This window comes from Siphonobacter sp. SORGH_AS_1065 (assembly GCF_030818595.1).
GTDB lineage: Bacteria > Bacteroidota > Bacteroidia > Cytophagales > Spirosomataceae > Siphonobacter.
Window position 1 is genome coordinate 3,184,188 of the sequence record NZ_JAUTAM010000004.1, and the last position, 15,242, is coordinate 3,199,429.

Annotated in this window: 10 protein-coding genes; 7 read left to right on the plus strand and 3 right to left on the minus strand. The window is 45.0% G+C overall.

The genetic code is table 11. The features are described from left to right. Window positions 1-151 precede the first annotated feature (151 nt). The 5 genes from radA to QE390_RS13815 all read left to right on the plus strand — a co-directional run bounded on the left by radA (window position 152) and on the right by QE390_RS13815 (window position 5,425). Window positions 152-1,528 (plus strand): DNA repair protein RadA, encoded by a 1,377-nt coding sequence (gene radA, locus QE390_RS13795; RefSeq protein WP_106635505.1) that lies wholly within the window; start codon window positions 152-154, stop codon window positions 1,526-1,528. Window positions 1,529-1,627: 99 nt separating this feature from the next. Further along, entirely contained in the window at window positions 1,628-2,173 is a 546-nt protein-coding gene (locus QE390_RS13800; RefSeq protein WP_307142563.1) for a hypothetical protein, read from the plus strand. A 156-nt stretch (window positions 2,174-2,329) separates the two neighbouring features. Then, the gene (locus tag QE390_RS13805) at window positions 2,330-3,058 is read left to right on the plus strand and encodes an outer membrane lipoprotein-sorting protein (protein WP_106635507.1); all 729 of its coding nucleotides are present in this window, start codon (window positions 2,330-2,332) and stop codon (window positions 3,056-3,058) included. Between the two features lie 142 nt (window positions 3,059-3,200). Continuing rightward, window positions 3,201-4,643: a DUF5723 family protein gene (locus tag QE390_RS13810; RefSeq protein WP_307142564.1), complete on the plus strand. Its 1,443-nt coding sequence runs from the start codon at window positions 3,201-3,203 to the stop codon at window positions 4,641-4,643. 11 nt (window positions 4,644-4,654) lie between these two features. After that, entirely contained in the window at window positions 4,655-5,425 is a 771-nt protein-coding gene (locus tag QE390_RS13815) for a patatin-like phospholipase family protein (protein WP_106635510.1), read from the plus strand. Between the two features lie 135 nt (window positions 5,426-5,560). Here QE390_RS13815 and QE390_RS13820 read toward each other — a convergent pair whose 3' ends face one another. Together QE390_RS13820 and QE390_RS13825 are read right to left on the minus strand one after the other, a co-directional pair. Next, a complete protein-coding gene (locus QE390_RS13820) occupies window positions 5,561-6,943 on the minus strand; it encodes a RagB/SusD family nutrient uptake outer membrane protein (protein ID WP_307142565.1) in 1,383 nt (460 codons plus the stop codon). Between the two features lie 41 nt (window positions 6,944-6,984). Continuing rightward, the gene (locus QE390_RS13825) at window positions 6,985-10,125 is read right to left on the minus strand and encodes a TonB-dependent receptor (RefSeq protein ID WP_307142566.1); all 3,141 of its coding nucleotides are present in this window, start codon (window positions 10,123-10,125) and stop codon (window positions 6,985-6,987) included. 471 nt (window positions 10,126-10,596) lie between these two features. Here QE390_RS13825 and QE390_RS13830 point away from each other — a divergent pair, with 471 nt between their 5' ends. Further along, window positions 10,597-12,534 carry an ABC-F family ATP-binding cassette domain-containing protein gene (locus QE390_RS13830; RefSeq protein ID WP_106635513.1) on the plus strand — a complete coding sequence of 646 codons (1,938 nt, stop codon included), beginning with the start codon at window positions 10,597-10,599 and terminating at the stop codon, window positions 12,532-12,534. A gap of 146 nt (window positions 12,535-12,680) precedes the next feature. Then, on the plus strand, window positions 12,681-13,976 hold the full coding sequence (locus QE390_RS13835; RefSeq protein WP_307142567.1) for a DUF5103 domain-containing protein: 1,296 nt from the start codon (window positions 12,681-12,683) through the stop codon (window positions 13,974-13,976). Between the two features lie 86 nt (window positions 13,977-14,062). Here the strand turns inward: QE390_RS13835 and ychF are convergent, their stop codons facing one another. Continuing rightward, window positions 14,063-15,166, minus strand: coding sequence for a redox-regulated ATPase YchF (ychF, locus tag QE390_RS13840; protein ID WP_307142568.1), 1,104 nt, complete (start codon window positions 15,164-15,166; stop codon window positions 14,063-14,065). Window positions 15,167-15,242: the final 76 nt, after the last annotated feature.

Sequence of the window (15,242 nt, forward strand, 5' to 3'; positions counted from 1 at the left end):
AAGGAATAAGTTGAAGAACTTTTATAAAACGCTATTCCAGTGGTATTTTGTTATGCATGAACTCTTGAAACAAAAAGTATTTTTTGATATATACGTATTGTTGAGTAAATTACTTGGTAGCAGCCTCTGAAACGGCTGTTTGTATTGTTTTATGGCAAAAGTTAAAACTTCATATTTCTGTCAAAATTGTGGGTATCAGGCGGCTAAATGGCTGGGACGTTGCCCGGCCTGTGGCGAGTGGAATACCATGGTGGAGGAGATCGTTCAGAAAGCTGAACCCGAGAAAGGCCGCTGGCGACCCGCTTCTTCAGGACCCGTTATTGCGTCTAAACCGAAGGCAATTTCCGAAATTAATTACAGCGAACAACCCCGTTTGCTAACGCCCGATGCGGAATTAAATCGCGTACTCGGGGGTGGAATTGTGCCGGGGTCATTGGTATTGATTGGTGGAGAGCCGGGTATTGGTAAATCCACGTTGATGTTACAGATTGCCCTGAACCTGCCTGGTATCCGCGTATTGTACGTATCGGGTGAAGAGTCGGATCAGCAGATCAAGATGCGGGCCGAACGACTGGGGAATAATTCTAACGATTGCTTCATTTTAACGGAAACCTCAACGCAGAATATCTTCAAACAGATTGAAAACTTCGAGCCGGATATTCTAGTGATCGATTCCATCCAGACCCTACAATCCAATCTGGTTGAATCGGGAGCGGGGAGTGTTTCGCAAGTGCGGGAATGTACGGCTGAGTTAATGAAATTCGCCAAAGAATCGGGCACGCCGGTATTCATGATTGGTCATATTACCAAGGACGGAAATCTGGCCGGACCGAAAGTGCTGGAACACATGGTGGATACCGTCCTCCAGTTTGAAGGCGACCGCCACCTGGCCTATCGAATTTTACGAACAACGAAAAACCGTTTTGGAAGTACCTCAGAATTAGGGATCTACGAAATGCAGGGGACCGGTTTGCGAGAAGTAAGCAATCCTTCCGAAATTCTGATTTCACAGCGGGAAGATGCCTTAAGCGGTATTACCATTGGTACGATGCTGGAAGGTAATCGCACCTTACTGATTGAGATTCAGTCCCTCGTATCCATTGCTACTTACGGAACGCCGCAACGGAGCAGCACGGGTTTTGATGCCAAACGGCTTAATATGTTACTGGCTGTGCTGGAGAAAAGGGGTGGGTTCCGCCTCGGTGCCCAGGATGTGTTCCTGAACATTGCGGGTGGTCTGAAAGTAGAAGATCCGGCGATTGACCTGGCCGTATGTGCCTCGCTGGTTTCATCTTACGAAGATATATCCATTCCACCTTCGGTTTGTTTTGCGGCGGAAGTCGGCCTGGGGGGAGAAGTTAGAGCGGTTAATCGCATTGAAAACCGTATTGCAGAAGCTCAAAAGTTAGGCTTCAAAGAAATCTGGATTTCCCGATATAATGCGAAAGGATTGGATCTGGATCAATATAAAATCAAGGTTCGGACCGCTTCCAAGCTCGATGAAGTTTTCATTTCATTATTGCGTTGAGTAAAACATTACCCGTTTTCAGAATAGCACGTTTTTTGAAGCTAACCTAGTATCGTAACAAAGCGAATAGACAAAGGCTTCATCTAAATCTGCACACGTATGAAAACGATAATATGCCTGTTTCTCAATACAATAGCCTGGTCTGGTTTTGCTCAGGACCTGGTGGCTGATACGGTTAGGCAAACCCTGAAAGCCAGAGTGGTAGAAGAATACGTAAGCGTAGATAACGCGGCAACAGCAACTGTCATTGAACGGCGGGTACGCCTGGTTAATAAAACGAGTCCGAAGGTAGAAACCAGAGGAAATGTAATTAATAAAAACGAACGAATCCCTGATTCACTTCGCATCCTGAAGCCTAATCCCAAAGCCCAGTCCAGGCCTGTAGATACTTTCATGCGATACAAACAGGATTGGACGGATCAGATTTCGATGCAGGTTGACGAATTAAATCAGGAAATTCAGATGTTGCAGAATGCGGGAAGTAATCGTTCAGGAAGACTCCAGCAATTAACCCAGCTTCGAACGAAATCGCTAGAAGTGCAGGCTGTTCTGGAAAAAGCCAATACTGAATTACAGTTGCAGAAGGCTATCGAAAAAGCAAAACCCGTCATCAGCCAGGGTAGACGATTTTTATCGGCGGGCTAGGTATAATGAATGGGAGAGTTTTTCGTTCTTTACTGGCTCAAAGTACAAGGAGTCCGCTTAACTATTGTAAACTCCTTTAAACCCAAAAAGAGCGATAAATTCGCGAACGTCGTTATTTTTGAACAAGCATAACGCACGTTTAACTAATTCTTGACCATGTCTAAATTTCGCATGTTCGCTGCTGCGGCAGCCGTTGTTTTTACCATCAACGCTCAAGCTCAGAGTATTGATGAGATCGTAAACAAGCACATTGAAGCCCGGGGTGGAGCTGAAAAACTGAAAGGCATCAAGACGTTGGTCATTGAAAACTCAATGACGATGCAGGGAATGGAAATCCCAATGAAGCAGATGATCGCAACGGGTCGTGGCTTGCGGATGGAAATTTCTGTGATGGGTAACGAAATGATTACGGCCATCGACGGTACCAAAGGCTGGGCTATTCGTCCGGCTATGATGGGTGGAACGGGAGAGCCCGAAGACCTGCCAGCCGATCAGATCAAAAGCTCAACCAGCCAGCTTGATCCCGCCGGACCGCTGTTTAATTATAAAGAAAAAGGCACCAAAGTAGAACTGGTAGGTAAAGAACCCGTTGATAAGAAGGAAAATTACCACCTGAAAGTAACGACTAAAGAAGGAACGCTGGTAGATTACTTCCTTGATGCGAATACTTTCCTGTTGACCAAGCAAGTGGCCAGCCTCAATATGCAGGGTCAGGACGTACGTCAGGAAATGAATTTTTCTGATTACAAGGAAGTATCGGGAATCAAATTCCCTCATACGATGGAAACAGCTTCGCCCATGGGTGGAGATATGACAGTTACCACTAACAAGATTACTGTCAATGGCCCAATCGATGAGAAAATCTTCGTGAAGCCTACTAAATAAGAAATTTAGTATAAGGAAAACTCCCACAGCCCTGTGGGAGTTTTTTTTTGCCCATCCGTGAGCAATAGGCTGGCATTCTTTTCTAGGGATATATCAAGGATCTTTGCTTTTGCGTTACTTACGTTCAAAACCTTCCCTGTTTATGAAAAAATATTGGTGGTCAATCTTCCTGGCAGGCCTGCCGTTGGCCAGCTTTGCTCAAAATTTCAATGGCTTTGCCCACAGTACTTCTGCTGGTATTCATAATGTATACACGAATCCGGCCTTAATTGCCGGGTCTAAGTATAAGCTTCATATCAATTTGTTTGCAGGAAATGCAAACGTCTATAATAACTACGCCGAGTGGGTAGGTCCTTATAAACTTAATCGCCTCATTTTTGGAGGAATTCCTCAGCAATACCTTCGCTCGGATGGCCGTCCAGCTTTGCAACCTGAATATTTTCGGGAAAACCTGGACGGAAAACCTAAAAACGGAACGGGTACCGCCGAAATTCGCGGGCCGGGCTTATTAGTTGCTCTCGGGCCTAAACACAGCATTGCCCTCACCACTCGGGCCCGAGCTTCTGCCCAGGCGTTTGGGGTATCCGAAAACTTGCTTTCCCTCGTTCGGCAGGGTTTCGATTTTGCTACACTCTGGAATATCGCCAACGTTGATAACAAATTTTCCATCAATGGAAATATCTATGGCGAAGTAGCCTTGACTTACGGGGCAACCATGATCGAAGCGGGACCTCATACCCTGAAGGGGGGGATCACCGCCAAAAAAATTGTAGGGTTTTATTCCGCTCACGTTCGAAACCGGGATTTGAGGTACCGAGTCATAGAAGATCCCGAACGGCCCGGAAAAGGACTTTTCGTCATGGATAACTTCGACGCTGATTTTGGATATACTTTACAGGAACCGATTAATGACGGCGTAGGCTTACGGAAGTTTCTAGGTCAGAAAATGCCTGGTTCGGGCTGGGGTTTCGATCTGGGTTTTGCTTATGAGTATAATGCAGAGGAAGACGAGTCGGGCCGGTATAACTTACGACTTTCGGCGTCTGTCATGGATGTTGGAACCGTTCGCTACGAAGACCCATCCCAGATCAGGGGATATACTATTCTAAGATCTAATAAGACGATACGTCAGGAGGATTTTGATAATGTCAAAGGAAGCGATGAGCTGGTTCGGTTGATTGAGTCGAAAATGGAATTGCAACCCAGTGAAGCTAAAACCAGTTTTGTGACGGGATTACCCATGGCTCTGAATACCAATGCTGATTTGCGACTGAGCGAAGAGATTTTCGTGAATGTTTCTTATATTAAAGACCTGCGTTCGGTGAATGCATTATCCGCCCGTCAGCCTACTGTTTTTTCGGTAACGCCACGCTGGGAATCAGCTTCGGGCCTGGAAATTGCCGTACCTTTGAACTGGATGTTTAACACGTTCTCTCCGGGCATAGCCATGCGATTAGGGCCTATTTTTGCCGGAACAGATAACATGGTTTGCTTATTCAGCAATAGCCGCAGAATTGCCCCCCGGGGAATGGATGTCTACGCCGGATTAAGTGTGCCCTTATTTAAAAGAAAACCCAGATATTAAGCTATTTACTGATGAAAGTTGGAATCGTATTTTCGGGGGGAGCAGTGAGGGGATTTGCTCATTTGGGCATTATGAAAGCGTTACATGAAATGGGGATTTTCCCCGAACATATTTCTGGCGTTAGTGCTGGTTCGATTGTGGGAGCCTTTGCTGCCTGCAAAGTAGATGCCGAAGAAGCCTATGACCTGATTGAGCGAAGCAATTATAAAAGTTACCTGAAGCTGGCCTTTAGCCGCATGGGATTTCTGAAATTGGATAAAGTCGAGGATTTACTTCAGCAACATTTGCCCAAAACCTTCGAAGAGTTAGCCTTGCCTTTGACGGTGAATGCCACAGATCTGACGACAGGAGAGGAGGTTTTCTTTGGTTCAGGTCCGCTGATTCGACCGATTACGGCCTCCTGCTGCTTGCCGGGTTTATTCGAACCAGTAACGATTAATCAGCGACAGTTGATTGATGGCGGTGTGTTGAACCACATGCCCTACGAGCCCCTGGAAAGTCATTGCGATGTACTGATCGGATGCCATTGCAATCCCGTTGGGTATCTGGATACGCCGATTACTTCCATGAAATCCGTATTAATGCGGAGCTTGTATCTGGCAACGGCGAAAGCCAGCCATCTGAAAGCTCAGCGATTTGATGTCTTCATCGAGCCCCCACAATTACAGAATTTCAATGTATTCGACACCAAAAAATCCCGCGATATTTTCAGGATTGGCTATGAATACACGCTACAAATGGCCCCGCAGCTAGAGAAGCTGCGAGAGCAGATTAGCTGTTGATTCAATTATAATATACCCGTTCATGTTTAAACTATAAAGACCTTTGCAGCTATACTGAATCATCTTTAATAGTTTTTATTAAATAGAAAAAGGCCCCTAAGCTTTAAAACTTAGGGGCCTTTTCGATGAACTAAATTAATACCCTGGATTTTGAACCAATAACGTATTAGTATCTATCTCTCTCTGAGGAATGGGTAGTACAAGCCGGGCGTCATTGTAAAGGATCGAAGAACTAATGTTACGGCGAGTTCTGCGAAGGTCGTGTAAGTATTCTCCTTCAAAAATAAGCTCCAGCTTACGTTCTTTCAGGATATCACTGCGAGTAATACTGGTTAACGCTGCTAAACCTGCTCTGCTACGAATTCGGTTGATATCCTCAAGTGGAGTAGCACCTACCTGCGTATTGAGCATGAAGTTTGCCTCTGCTCTGGTCAGATACATTTCAGCTAATCTAACCTGCGTAACGTTGGCGTATTGATCCTGATATTTTGCTGTGAAAATCCGACCGATGCCATCCTGAATAAAGAAATTGCCCCGCACTTTATCACCATAAGCGGCATACTCATTCAGTAATTTAGCCTGAATACGTACATCATTACGTCCTCCGTTAGCACTGGAGCCATAATAAGTTAACAGGCTGTTAGTTCCGTCCTGAATGGTAATGAGCGTTGAAAAGATAGACTCAGAACTGGGAACTCCTCTACGATTTTTGTAATCATTGAAGACTTTCGAATAATCAGCTTCTAAAGAATACAGGCCCGAAGCAATAACACGGTTAGCTGCATCACGAGCGGCTGCATAGTTACCTTGCATCAGATAAACTCTCGAAAGAATAGCAGCGGCAGCAGCGGCATTGGCACCGTTGGCAGTAACGGGGCCATTCTTTAAATCAGCTTCTGCTTTAGTTAAGTCAGCAATGATCTGCGTATATACGGCAGAAACAGAATTCCGAGGCACAGAGTTAGCTTCTGTAATGGGGGCTTTCGTTGCCGTTAATACTAAGGGTACACCAGGGTTAACCGTATTATCGCCATCACCCCAAGCCTTAGCAAACAACCGTACAAGGTTAAAGTAAGAAAGCCCACGAATGAAGAGAACTTCTCCTTCGGCTGCGGCACGTTGAGCGTCTGTATCCAGTTTGCCCAGATTTTCCAGAACGTTGTTCGTTCGATTAATGGTGCTATAACCGTTTCTCCAGGTTAGACTGATTTGCGAGTTAGTAGCAATCATTGTCTTCCGCCAGAATTGCTGATGAGTGGCAAAGGTTCCGGCAAAACGAACGTCGCCGTCATCGGCTAACAAATCAGCGATATACTGAACGGCTCCAGAGCCAAATTCAGTACTTCCATATCCATCATAGCATCCTACCACCGCACCAATGACGTCACTGGAGGTTTGTAATGCTTTCGCTTCATCTACCGACTGAACAGGATCAACATTGAGTCGGTCACCGCATCCCCAGACCATAAATCCGGTGAGCATAGCCGCTGTTAATTGTAAAAAACTATGTCTTTTCATAAGAATGTCTTAGAATAAAAAGTTGGATGTACGGTTGTGGATCAGAACTTGATGTTAATACCGCCTAAGAAAGTTTTTGCTTGAGGAGGGGTGTAGAAGTCATAACCCTGAGCAACACTGCTAACGATATCATCGGCATTAACTTCTGGATCCCATCCGGTGTATTTGGTCCAGGTAAGTAAGTTTTGACCTGTCAGGTATACGCGAATGCCTTTTAATTTAAGACGATTGACTACCGTCTGAGGTAAGTTATAACCTAAAGTGACGGTCCGTAACCGTAAGTAAGAACCATCCTGAATGTAACGACTAGAAGGGTTATTACCATTGGAATAGAACAGACGGGCCTCAGGAACTTTGGTGTTCGTATTGGTTGAAGTCCAGGCATTCATCTGGTCGGCAGTCTGATTATCTTCATAAATACCGTTTGCGGATGAATACTGCCCTACACCATAGAAGTTGATTTTGTTACCGGCAACGCCGTTTAAGAACACGCTTAGGTCAATTCCTTTGTAGGAGAAGGTATTATTTAAACCACCCGTTAGTTTAGGAATAGCATTACCAACCACCACGCGTTGAGCCTGCGAATAAACATTTGTCGTCGAGCGATCAATAGTACCGTCAGCGTTTGTCGCATTTTTGTAATACAGGGCATCGCCATTGGTAGGATCAACTCCGGCGTATTCAACCGTAAAGAAGGTACCGATAGGCTGTCCTTCTACGGCACGGCTCATAGAAGATATACCTGCTTCTACAATCTGCTTCTGAATGTTGGTGATTTTGTTTCGGTTGGTTGCAAGATTCAGACTGGTAGACCATTGGAAGGCACCTACAAAGTTTTGCGAGTTAATAACCAGCTCAAAACCTTTATTTTCCAGACTACCTACGTTGCGAGTTTGAGTATAAAATCCCGTAGTTCCCGGAACGTTTACGTTTAATAAAAGGTCGGAAGTCTTTTTGACGTAATAGTCAATTTCACCGTTGATCCGGTTATTCAGGAAACCAAAATCCAACCCAAAATCAGCCTGCGTAGTTGTTTCCCATTTCAAATTAGGGTTAGCCAACTGAGTGGGAGCTTGCCCTCCTGTTCCTGCATAGTTTGCGGAGCTGTAAAGACCCAAAGAAGGGAAGTTTCCAATCTCGGCATTCCCCGTCAAACCGTAGCTACCACGGAGTTTCAGGAAGCTGATAGCTGTATTCGTATTGGACTTGAGGAATGATTCTTCAGAAATTACCCAACCCGCAGAGACCGCTGGGAAAAATCCATACTTCGAATTTTTACCGAAACGAGAAGAACCATCAATCCGGCCACTGGCAGAAAGTAAATAGCGATCATTGAACTTATAGTTCGCCCGTAAGAAATAAGACAAGAATCGGAAATTAGTAGTAGAAGAGCTACCGCCTGAGATCGTACCCGCATTTTCAATGGAACGGTAGGCATCACTAGGGAAGTTAATTGCAGAAACCGAATTCGCTTTTGTTGCTGAGTTTTGATACGACATACCTACTGTTGCACTAAGCGTATGCAGATCAAAAGACTTATCAAAATTGAAATAGTTGTTGGTGTTGTAATTGATAATCCCCGTGTAAAGGTTATCACCAGTACCATTCTGCTGTCCTGTCAAACGGATGGTTTTGGAATTAAAATAACGCTCTTCTTGCTGAGATAAGACGTCAATACCTAGCTCAGACCGGAATTTTAAAAATGGTAAGATATTAATCTGACCATAGACGTTCGAAAGGTTTCTGATAACCTCCTGGTTCTGGATGATGTTTCCTAAGTTGATTAAGGGGTTATAATAGTTAGGCACATCTGTATTACCCGGAGGAGTACCCGTAGGTAACCCTGTGGTGGGATCATAAGCGGGAGACAAGGGCGTAAGAGCTGCCGCCTGGATGGGGTTATTGAATTGACGGTCACCAGACAAACGCTTGTTTAAGGTATGAGCCAAACTCATGTTCATCCCGATACTAAGAATATTTGATACCTTATGATCCAGATTAATGCGACCAGTAATACGCTCAAAATTGTTTCCAATGATAATACCTGTTTGATTCAGATATTGACCAGAAATATAGAACGAAGTCTTTTCATTACCGCCACTAAAGGTCAGGTCAGCTTGCTGAGAACCAGCATTTTTCCGGAAGGCTTCATCCTGCCAGTTGGTGCCCGTGGCTAAGTCGCTTGATTGGACAAAACGAGTATAGTCTGCTCCTGAATTAAGAGCCTCATTAACCCCTTTGTTATAGCGGCCTAATGAATAGGATTCAAAGAATGATTCCATGTAGGCAGTAGAAGAACCTGGGTCCGAGGGATCTATTCCATCTAAACGATCCGCATTCCCCGCCGCCATTCGATAAAAGTCTACGTACTGCTTGGGATTCAAGAAGGGTACTTTACGCGTTGGATTACTAACGCCAAACTGATAGTTAAAAGAGATGTTGGTTTTGCCCACATTCCCTCTTTTGGTCGTGATCAGAACTACGCCGTTTGCCGCCCGCGAACCGTAAATAGCCGCCGCCGATGCATCTTTTAATACTTCTACAGATTCGACGTCGTTGAAGTTAATATCAGCTAAAGGGTTCGTTGCTCCACCAAAGCTGCTTTGGTCAGTGGAGGTAACCGGAATTCCGTCAATTACGTATAAAGGTTGACTGCTGGCACTAAGCGAAGAAGCCCCACGTACTCTTACCTGAATTCCCTGGCCTAACTTGCCACTGCCCTGGTTGATAACAACCCCAGCAGCCCGGCCCTGTAAGGCAGATTCAATACTTACAGCAGGAATGTTAGTAATATCACTGCCTTTGATTTTGGCAATATTACCCGTCACATCCCGTTTAATCTGCGAACCAAAACCCGTTACCACGACTTCAGAAAGTTGCTGATTGTCGGTACCTAACTCTACGTTAATAACGGTCTGGTTACCCACCACTACTTCTTTGCGGCTCATGCCCACAAAACTGAAGACCAGGGTAGCATTGGGGGATACTGAAATACGGTATTCACCGTCGGCATTGGAGTTTACTCCCTGACTGGAGCCTTTGACCTGAACGCTTACGCCAACTAATGCTGTACCGTCTTCGGAAGAAGTTACTTTTCCGGTCACAACATGATCCTGAGCAATTGTACTATAACCGCTCAGTAATATGCCTAAAAAGGCACATAGAAGTAACAGTTTTCTCATGTGATATAAATTGATTTTAGTAAGGGCACATAAAAGTACTAATAAAATCGGAAATGGAATAGAGTGGACTTTTGTCTAGGTAGGGAATATAAATATATAACTCATGAAGAAGTTATTTATAATATTTTAAGAAAATAAGATATTATGCTAAATAATTTGGTGGGGGTACTCTAAGAAAAAGTGTCTTTTATATTTGAAAATTAATATTTCAATAAAAACAAGAGCAGATATGGTCTAGCTTCACAGACATCCTGCCGCTCGTTGAATTATTTCAAGAAATACTGTGTTATTGAAAATGTTATATTTATCCAATAAAATGTGATTGAAAAGTAAAACTCTCCAAGTCTTTTTCTGAGCAAACTTTTTAATGATTCTACGTAAACTCCTGTACATTATATCAAACTTCTGACGGCAGATTTGTACTTTTGATATTCATTCGGGGCGGTGCGAAGGGCCGTCCGTTTCTTTCTTATGCTTTCCATCACGAATCTAAGTTTCTATTTTGGCAGTCGGGCATTATACGACGAGGCCTCTCTTCATATTAAACCCAAAGATCGGATCGGCCTGATTGGGGCGAACGGAACGGGAAAATCCACGCTTCTGCGACTAATCGTAGGAGAGTATACGCCCGACGGAGGAACTATCTCCAAGTCTGGGGATTGTACGATTGGTTTCTTAAATCAGGATTTGTTGAGTTATGAATCCAAGGAATCCATCCTGATCGTAGCCATGCAGGCGTTTGAGCGGGAAATGGTTCTGCAAAAGAAAATCGACGAGGTTCTTCACGAAATGGAAACGAACTATCGCGATGAGCTGATTGACAAACTAGCCAACTACCAGGAAGAATTCGAAGCGTTGGATGGCTACACCATTCAGTCGAAAGCCGAAGAAATTCTTGAAGGGCTGGGCTTTAAAACCGAAGACCTCAATACTCCTCTGGAACGCTTCTCCGGGGGTTGGCGAATGCGGGTGATGCTGGCGAAATTGCTCCTGCAAAAACCAAGCTTGTTGCTTTTAGATGAGCCTACCAACCACTTGGACTTACCGAGTATTGAGTGGGTAGAAAACTACGTTCGTAACTACGAAGGAGCGGTAATGATCGTTTCTCACGACCGGTTCTTTCTGGATAACTGCGTAAACGCTATCGTGGAAGTAACGGGCGGTAAATTGAATTTTTACCCCGGCAACTATTCGTTCTTCATTGAAGAAAAGGCTTTACGAAACGAAATCCAGAAGGGAGCTTACGAAAACCAGCAGGCGAAAATTCGCCAGACCGAGCGTTTTATTGAACGTTTCAAAGCCAAAGCTAGTAAGGCTCGTCAGGTGCAAAGCCGCGTGAAGTCCCTTGAGAAAATGGATTTCGTGGATGACGTGATTGACGAAACGGCTCGGGTAAACTTCAAGTTTACGCTGGCGACTCAGCCCGGGAAGAATATTTTCGAGTTACAGGATGTATCAAAAGCGTACGGCGAAAAACGGATTCTGACGGATACGAATAGTTTCATTTCGCGTGGAGATAAAATCGCTCTGATTGGAGCCAACGGAAAGGGTAAGTCCACGTTACTGCGAATCATTGCTGGAACGGAACCCATCGAGGGCAAACGGCAATTGGGGCACAACGTGGCCTTTGCGTTTTACGCTCAGCACCAGTTGGAGTCGCTGAACATTGATAATACGCTGATTGAAGAACTTCGGGAAATGGGGACGGATAAGACGGAAGCTCAGTTACGAAGCATTCTGGGTTGTTTCCTGTTTTCGAACGACGATGTGTTCAAGAAGATTAAAGTACTTTCCGGGGGCGAAAAATCGCGGGTAGCTCTGGCGAAAATGTTACTTTCGGAAGCCAACTTCCTGTTATTAGATGAGCCCACCAACCACCTGGACATGATCTCGGTGAACATTCTGATTCAGGCTCTGCAACAATATGAAGGAACGTATGTCATTGTTTCTCACGACCGTTTCTTCGTTTCGGAAGTAGCGACTAAAATCTGGTACATCGAAGATGAACAGATCAAGGAATACCCCGGTACGTATGATGAGTATGTAAACTGGCAGGAAGAACGCGAAGCAAATCGTAAGGAATCAGCTCCGGTGAAAACGGAGAAACCAGCGGAAGTGAAGCCTGCCAAGCCTCAAACCTCTGCTTCGGATGCCGAGCGAAAGCAGTGGCAGCAGAAACTGAAAAAGGTGCAACAGCAGGTAGAAGAACTGGAAAAGAAAGTAAGTACGCTGGAAGCTAAAAAGGCCGATGCGGAAGCTCAACTGGCCGATCCTAAGATTTACAGCGACACTCAACAGTTTACAAAAATTCAGCAGTCTTACGAAGACATCAAGAAGCAACTGTCTCAGGCGAACGATGCCTGGGAAGAGGCGATGATGGAAGTAGAAAGTCTGGAAAAAATGATTTAGAGTCGAATCATTAGTTATAGAATGCCTGGTTAGGTTGTAAAATATTGACTATCAATTGATCAACTACTTATCCTTGAAAACGCTGATGAAACTTTTGCCTGACATTGGTTTCGTCAGCGTTTTTTATTCACCCTATAAAGCCTGTTATGAAAGTGCTAACCCCGTTCATACTTGCCATTGGCCTTATTTTTCTGGTTAATCAGCTCATTGCTCAGGTAATCGAAACGCGTCGCCAGAGCGGTACGATTTCGTATGAAGATTTCATCTACGATGAATCCATTAAAACGCCGCTGGTGTACCCTACGGGTGGCGTAAGTAGTAATGATATTTTACAACCGCCCGTGCTGGACCTGAATCAGGGTGGAACGATGCGGCTGGAATTCGACTGGCTCGGCAAGGAGCAGCCTCAATTCCGGGCTAAAATTCTGCATTGTAATGCCGACTGGAAGCCGTCCGCTCTGAACGACGTAGAGTTTTTGCCGGATTTCAATGAATTCCCGATTTATGACGTCAAAATTGCTCAGGGAACCAAGGTGGGCTATGCTCATTACTGGCTGGAGTTACCGAGGGTGAAAGTCAGTGGTAACTTCGTAGTAGTGGTCTATAAAGGCCGTCGGGAGTCGGATGTTGTATTTACCCGTCGGTTTATGGCCTTTAACCAGCAAATCATAGCGGCTGGGAGAATCAGTTTTGCTCAGGATATTCCCCTCCGCAATAGTCATCAGCAACTCGATTTTTCCGTGAAATATGGCAATTACCCGGTCCTCAACCCCAAGCAGGATTTATACGTAGTGTTGCGGCAGAATTATCGCTGGGACCGCACCATCGCTGGTTTGAAGCCTTATATGGTGCAGGAATTTGACCGGATGCTGGAATATCGGTTTTTTAACAATGAAAATGTCTTTCCGGGAAGTAACGAGTTTCGGGTTTTTGATATTCGCAGCCGCCAGATCAAAGGCATCGGCGTATCCAAGCTGGATTTTACGCCTAATTACAATGCTGTTTATTTGTTCCCGGACGATTTGCAGGCGGGTAAAAGTTACCTGCAACAAAACGATCTGGACGGGCAATTCGCCATTTCCACCCGTGATGATTTCGGCGATCCGGATTATTTCCCGGTAACCTTTACGCTGCGTTCCGAACCCTGGGAGGGTGGGAAAACACCTTATGTGGTGGGTGGGTTTAATTTCTTTGAGTTAAGGAAAGAAAATCAGATGCACTATGAGCAGGCCGCCGCAGGGTATCAGGCCACCATCCTGTGCAAACAGGGCGTGTATAACTACATGTACGCTTTGCCCAGTGCAGATGGCAAAAAGGCGGATGAACAGCCCATTGAAGGCTCGTATTCCGTAACTCAAAATACGTACGAAATCTTTATCTATCATCGGGCTCCCGGTAGTCGGGCTGATCAACTGGTAGGCTATCAGGTGATTCATAATTAAATGGAGTGATCTCTTCAAACACTACGAAAAAGAGCGACCTGATCGGGTCGCTCTTTTTCGTTATGAACCTAACTTAGAGATGCTGCTTATACGTTGAAACGGAAGTGCATGATGTCACCATCCTGAACCACGTATTCTTTGCCTTCAACCGCCATTTTACCCGCTTCTTTGATGGCAGGCTCCGTTTTATACTGATTGTAATCGCTCAGTTTGATTACCTCAGCCCGGATGAAACCACGCTCGAAGTCCGAGTGAATAACCCCGGCAGCCTGAGGAGCTTTCCAGCCCCGTTGGATGGTCCAGGCCCGTACTTCTTTTACGCCAGCGGTGAAGTAAGTAATCAGGTTCAATAAGCTATAAGAAGCCTTGATTAACTGACTCAGACCAGACTCCTGCAAACCGTATTCTTCCAGGAACATCTGGCGTTCTTCCAGATCTTCAATTTCGGCAATTTGGGCTTCAATGGCCGCACAGATCACGATAACCTCTGCTTTTTCTTCGGCAACGGCGGCTTTTAGTTGTTCCACAAATTCGTTGGAACCTTTCGTCAGGCTCGTTTCATCGACGTTGGCAACGTAGATAACGGGCTTAATCGTTAATAAGTGCAGATCTGCAACGGCACCTTTCTCTTCTTCTGAAACTTCAACCGTACGAGCTGATTTGCCCTGCTCCAGCGTTTTCTTGAAACGGTATAATACCTCAACTTCCGCTTTGGCTTTGGCATCACCACCCGTGCGAGCGGCTTTCTCAATGCGTTGCAGCTTCCGATCTACGGCTTCCAAATCTTTTAGTTGCAGCTCATAATCGATGATTTCTTTATCAGAAATGGGGTTAACCCGGCCTTCTACGTGAACGATGTTATCATCTTCAAAGCAACGAACCACGTGAATGATGGCATCTACTTCCCGAATGTTCGCCAGGAATTTATTACCCAGACCTGCACCCTGACTAGCTCCTTTGACCAGCCCGGCAATGTCCACAAACTCAATGATCGTTGGGATTACTTTCTGGGGATTAACCAGTTTTTCCAGATCTTTCAAACGTTCGTCGGGCACTTCTACCACCCCAACGTTAGGTTCAATCGTACAGAAAGGATAATTAGCCGCTTCGGCTTTGGCACTTGATATAGCACTAAATAACGTTGACTTTCCGACGTTCGGCAAGCCCACGATTCCACATTGCAAACCCATGGTTGGCGAAAGATATTGATTTAAAAATCAGTGATAATCAGTTCGACTGACTCGATTGAAAACAAAACTAGTTTGA

Coding starts and splice junctions, on each gene's coding strand:
- QE390_RS13825 (WP_307142566.1), bottom strand. CDS start 10,125: ATGAGAAAACTGTTACTTCTATGTGCCTTTTTAGGCATATTACTGAGC.
- QE390_RS13815 (WP_106635510.1), top strand. CDS start 4,655: ATGAAAGTTGGAATCGTATTTTCGGGGGGAGCAGTGAGGGGATTTGCT.
- radA (WP_106635505.1), top strand. CDS start 152: ATGGCAAAAGTTAAAACTTCATATTTCTGTCAAAATTGTGGGTATCAG.
- QE390_RS13835 (WP_307142567.1), top strand. CDS start 12,681: ATGAAAGTGCTAACCCCGTTCATACTTGCCATTGGCCTTATTTTTCTG.
- QE390_RS13800 (WP_307142563.1), top strand. CDS start 1,628: ATGAAAACGATAATATGCCTGTTTCTCAATACAATAGCCTGGTCTGGT.
- QE390_RS13830 (WP_106635513.1), top strand. CDS start 10,597: ATGCTTTCCATCACGAATCTAAGTTTCTATTTTGGCAGTCGGGCATTA.
- QE390_RS13805 (WP_106635507.1), top strand. CDS start 2,330: ATGTCTAAATTTCGCATGTTCGCTGCTGCGGCAGCCGTTGTTTTTACC.
- ychF (WP_307142568.1), bottom strand. CDS start 15,166: ATGGGTTTGCAATGTGGAATCGTGGGCTTGCCGAACGTCGGAAAGTCA.
- QE390_RS13820 (WP_307142565.1), bottom strand. CDS start 6,943: ATGAAAAGACATAGTTTTTTACAATTAACAGCGGCTATGCTCACCGGA.
- QE390_RS13810 (WP_307142564.1), top strand. CDS start 3,201: ATGAAAAAATATTGGTGGTCAATCTTCCTGGCAGGCCTGCCGTTGGCC.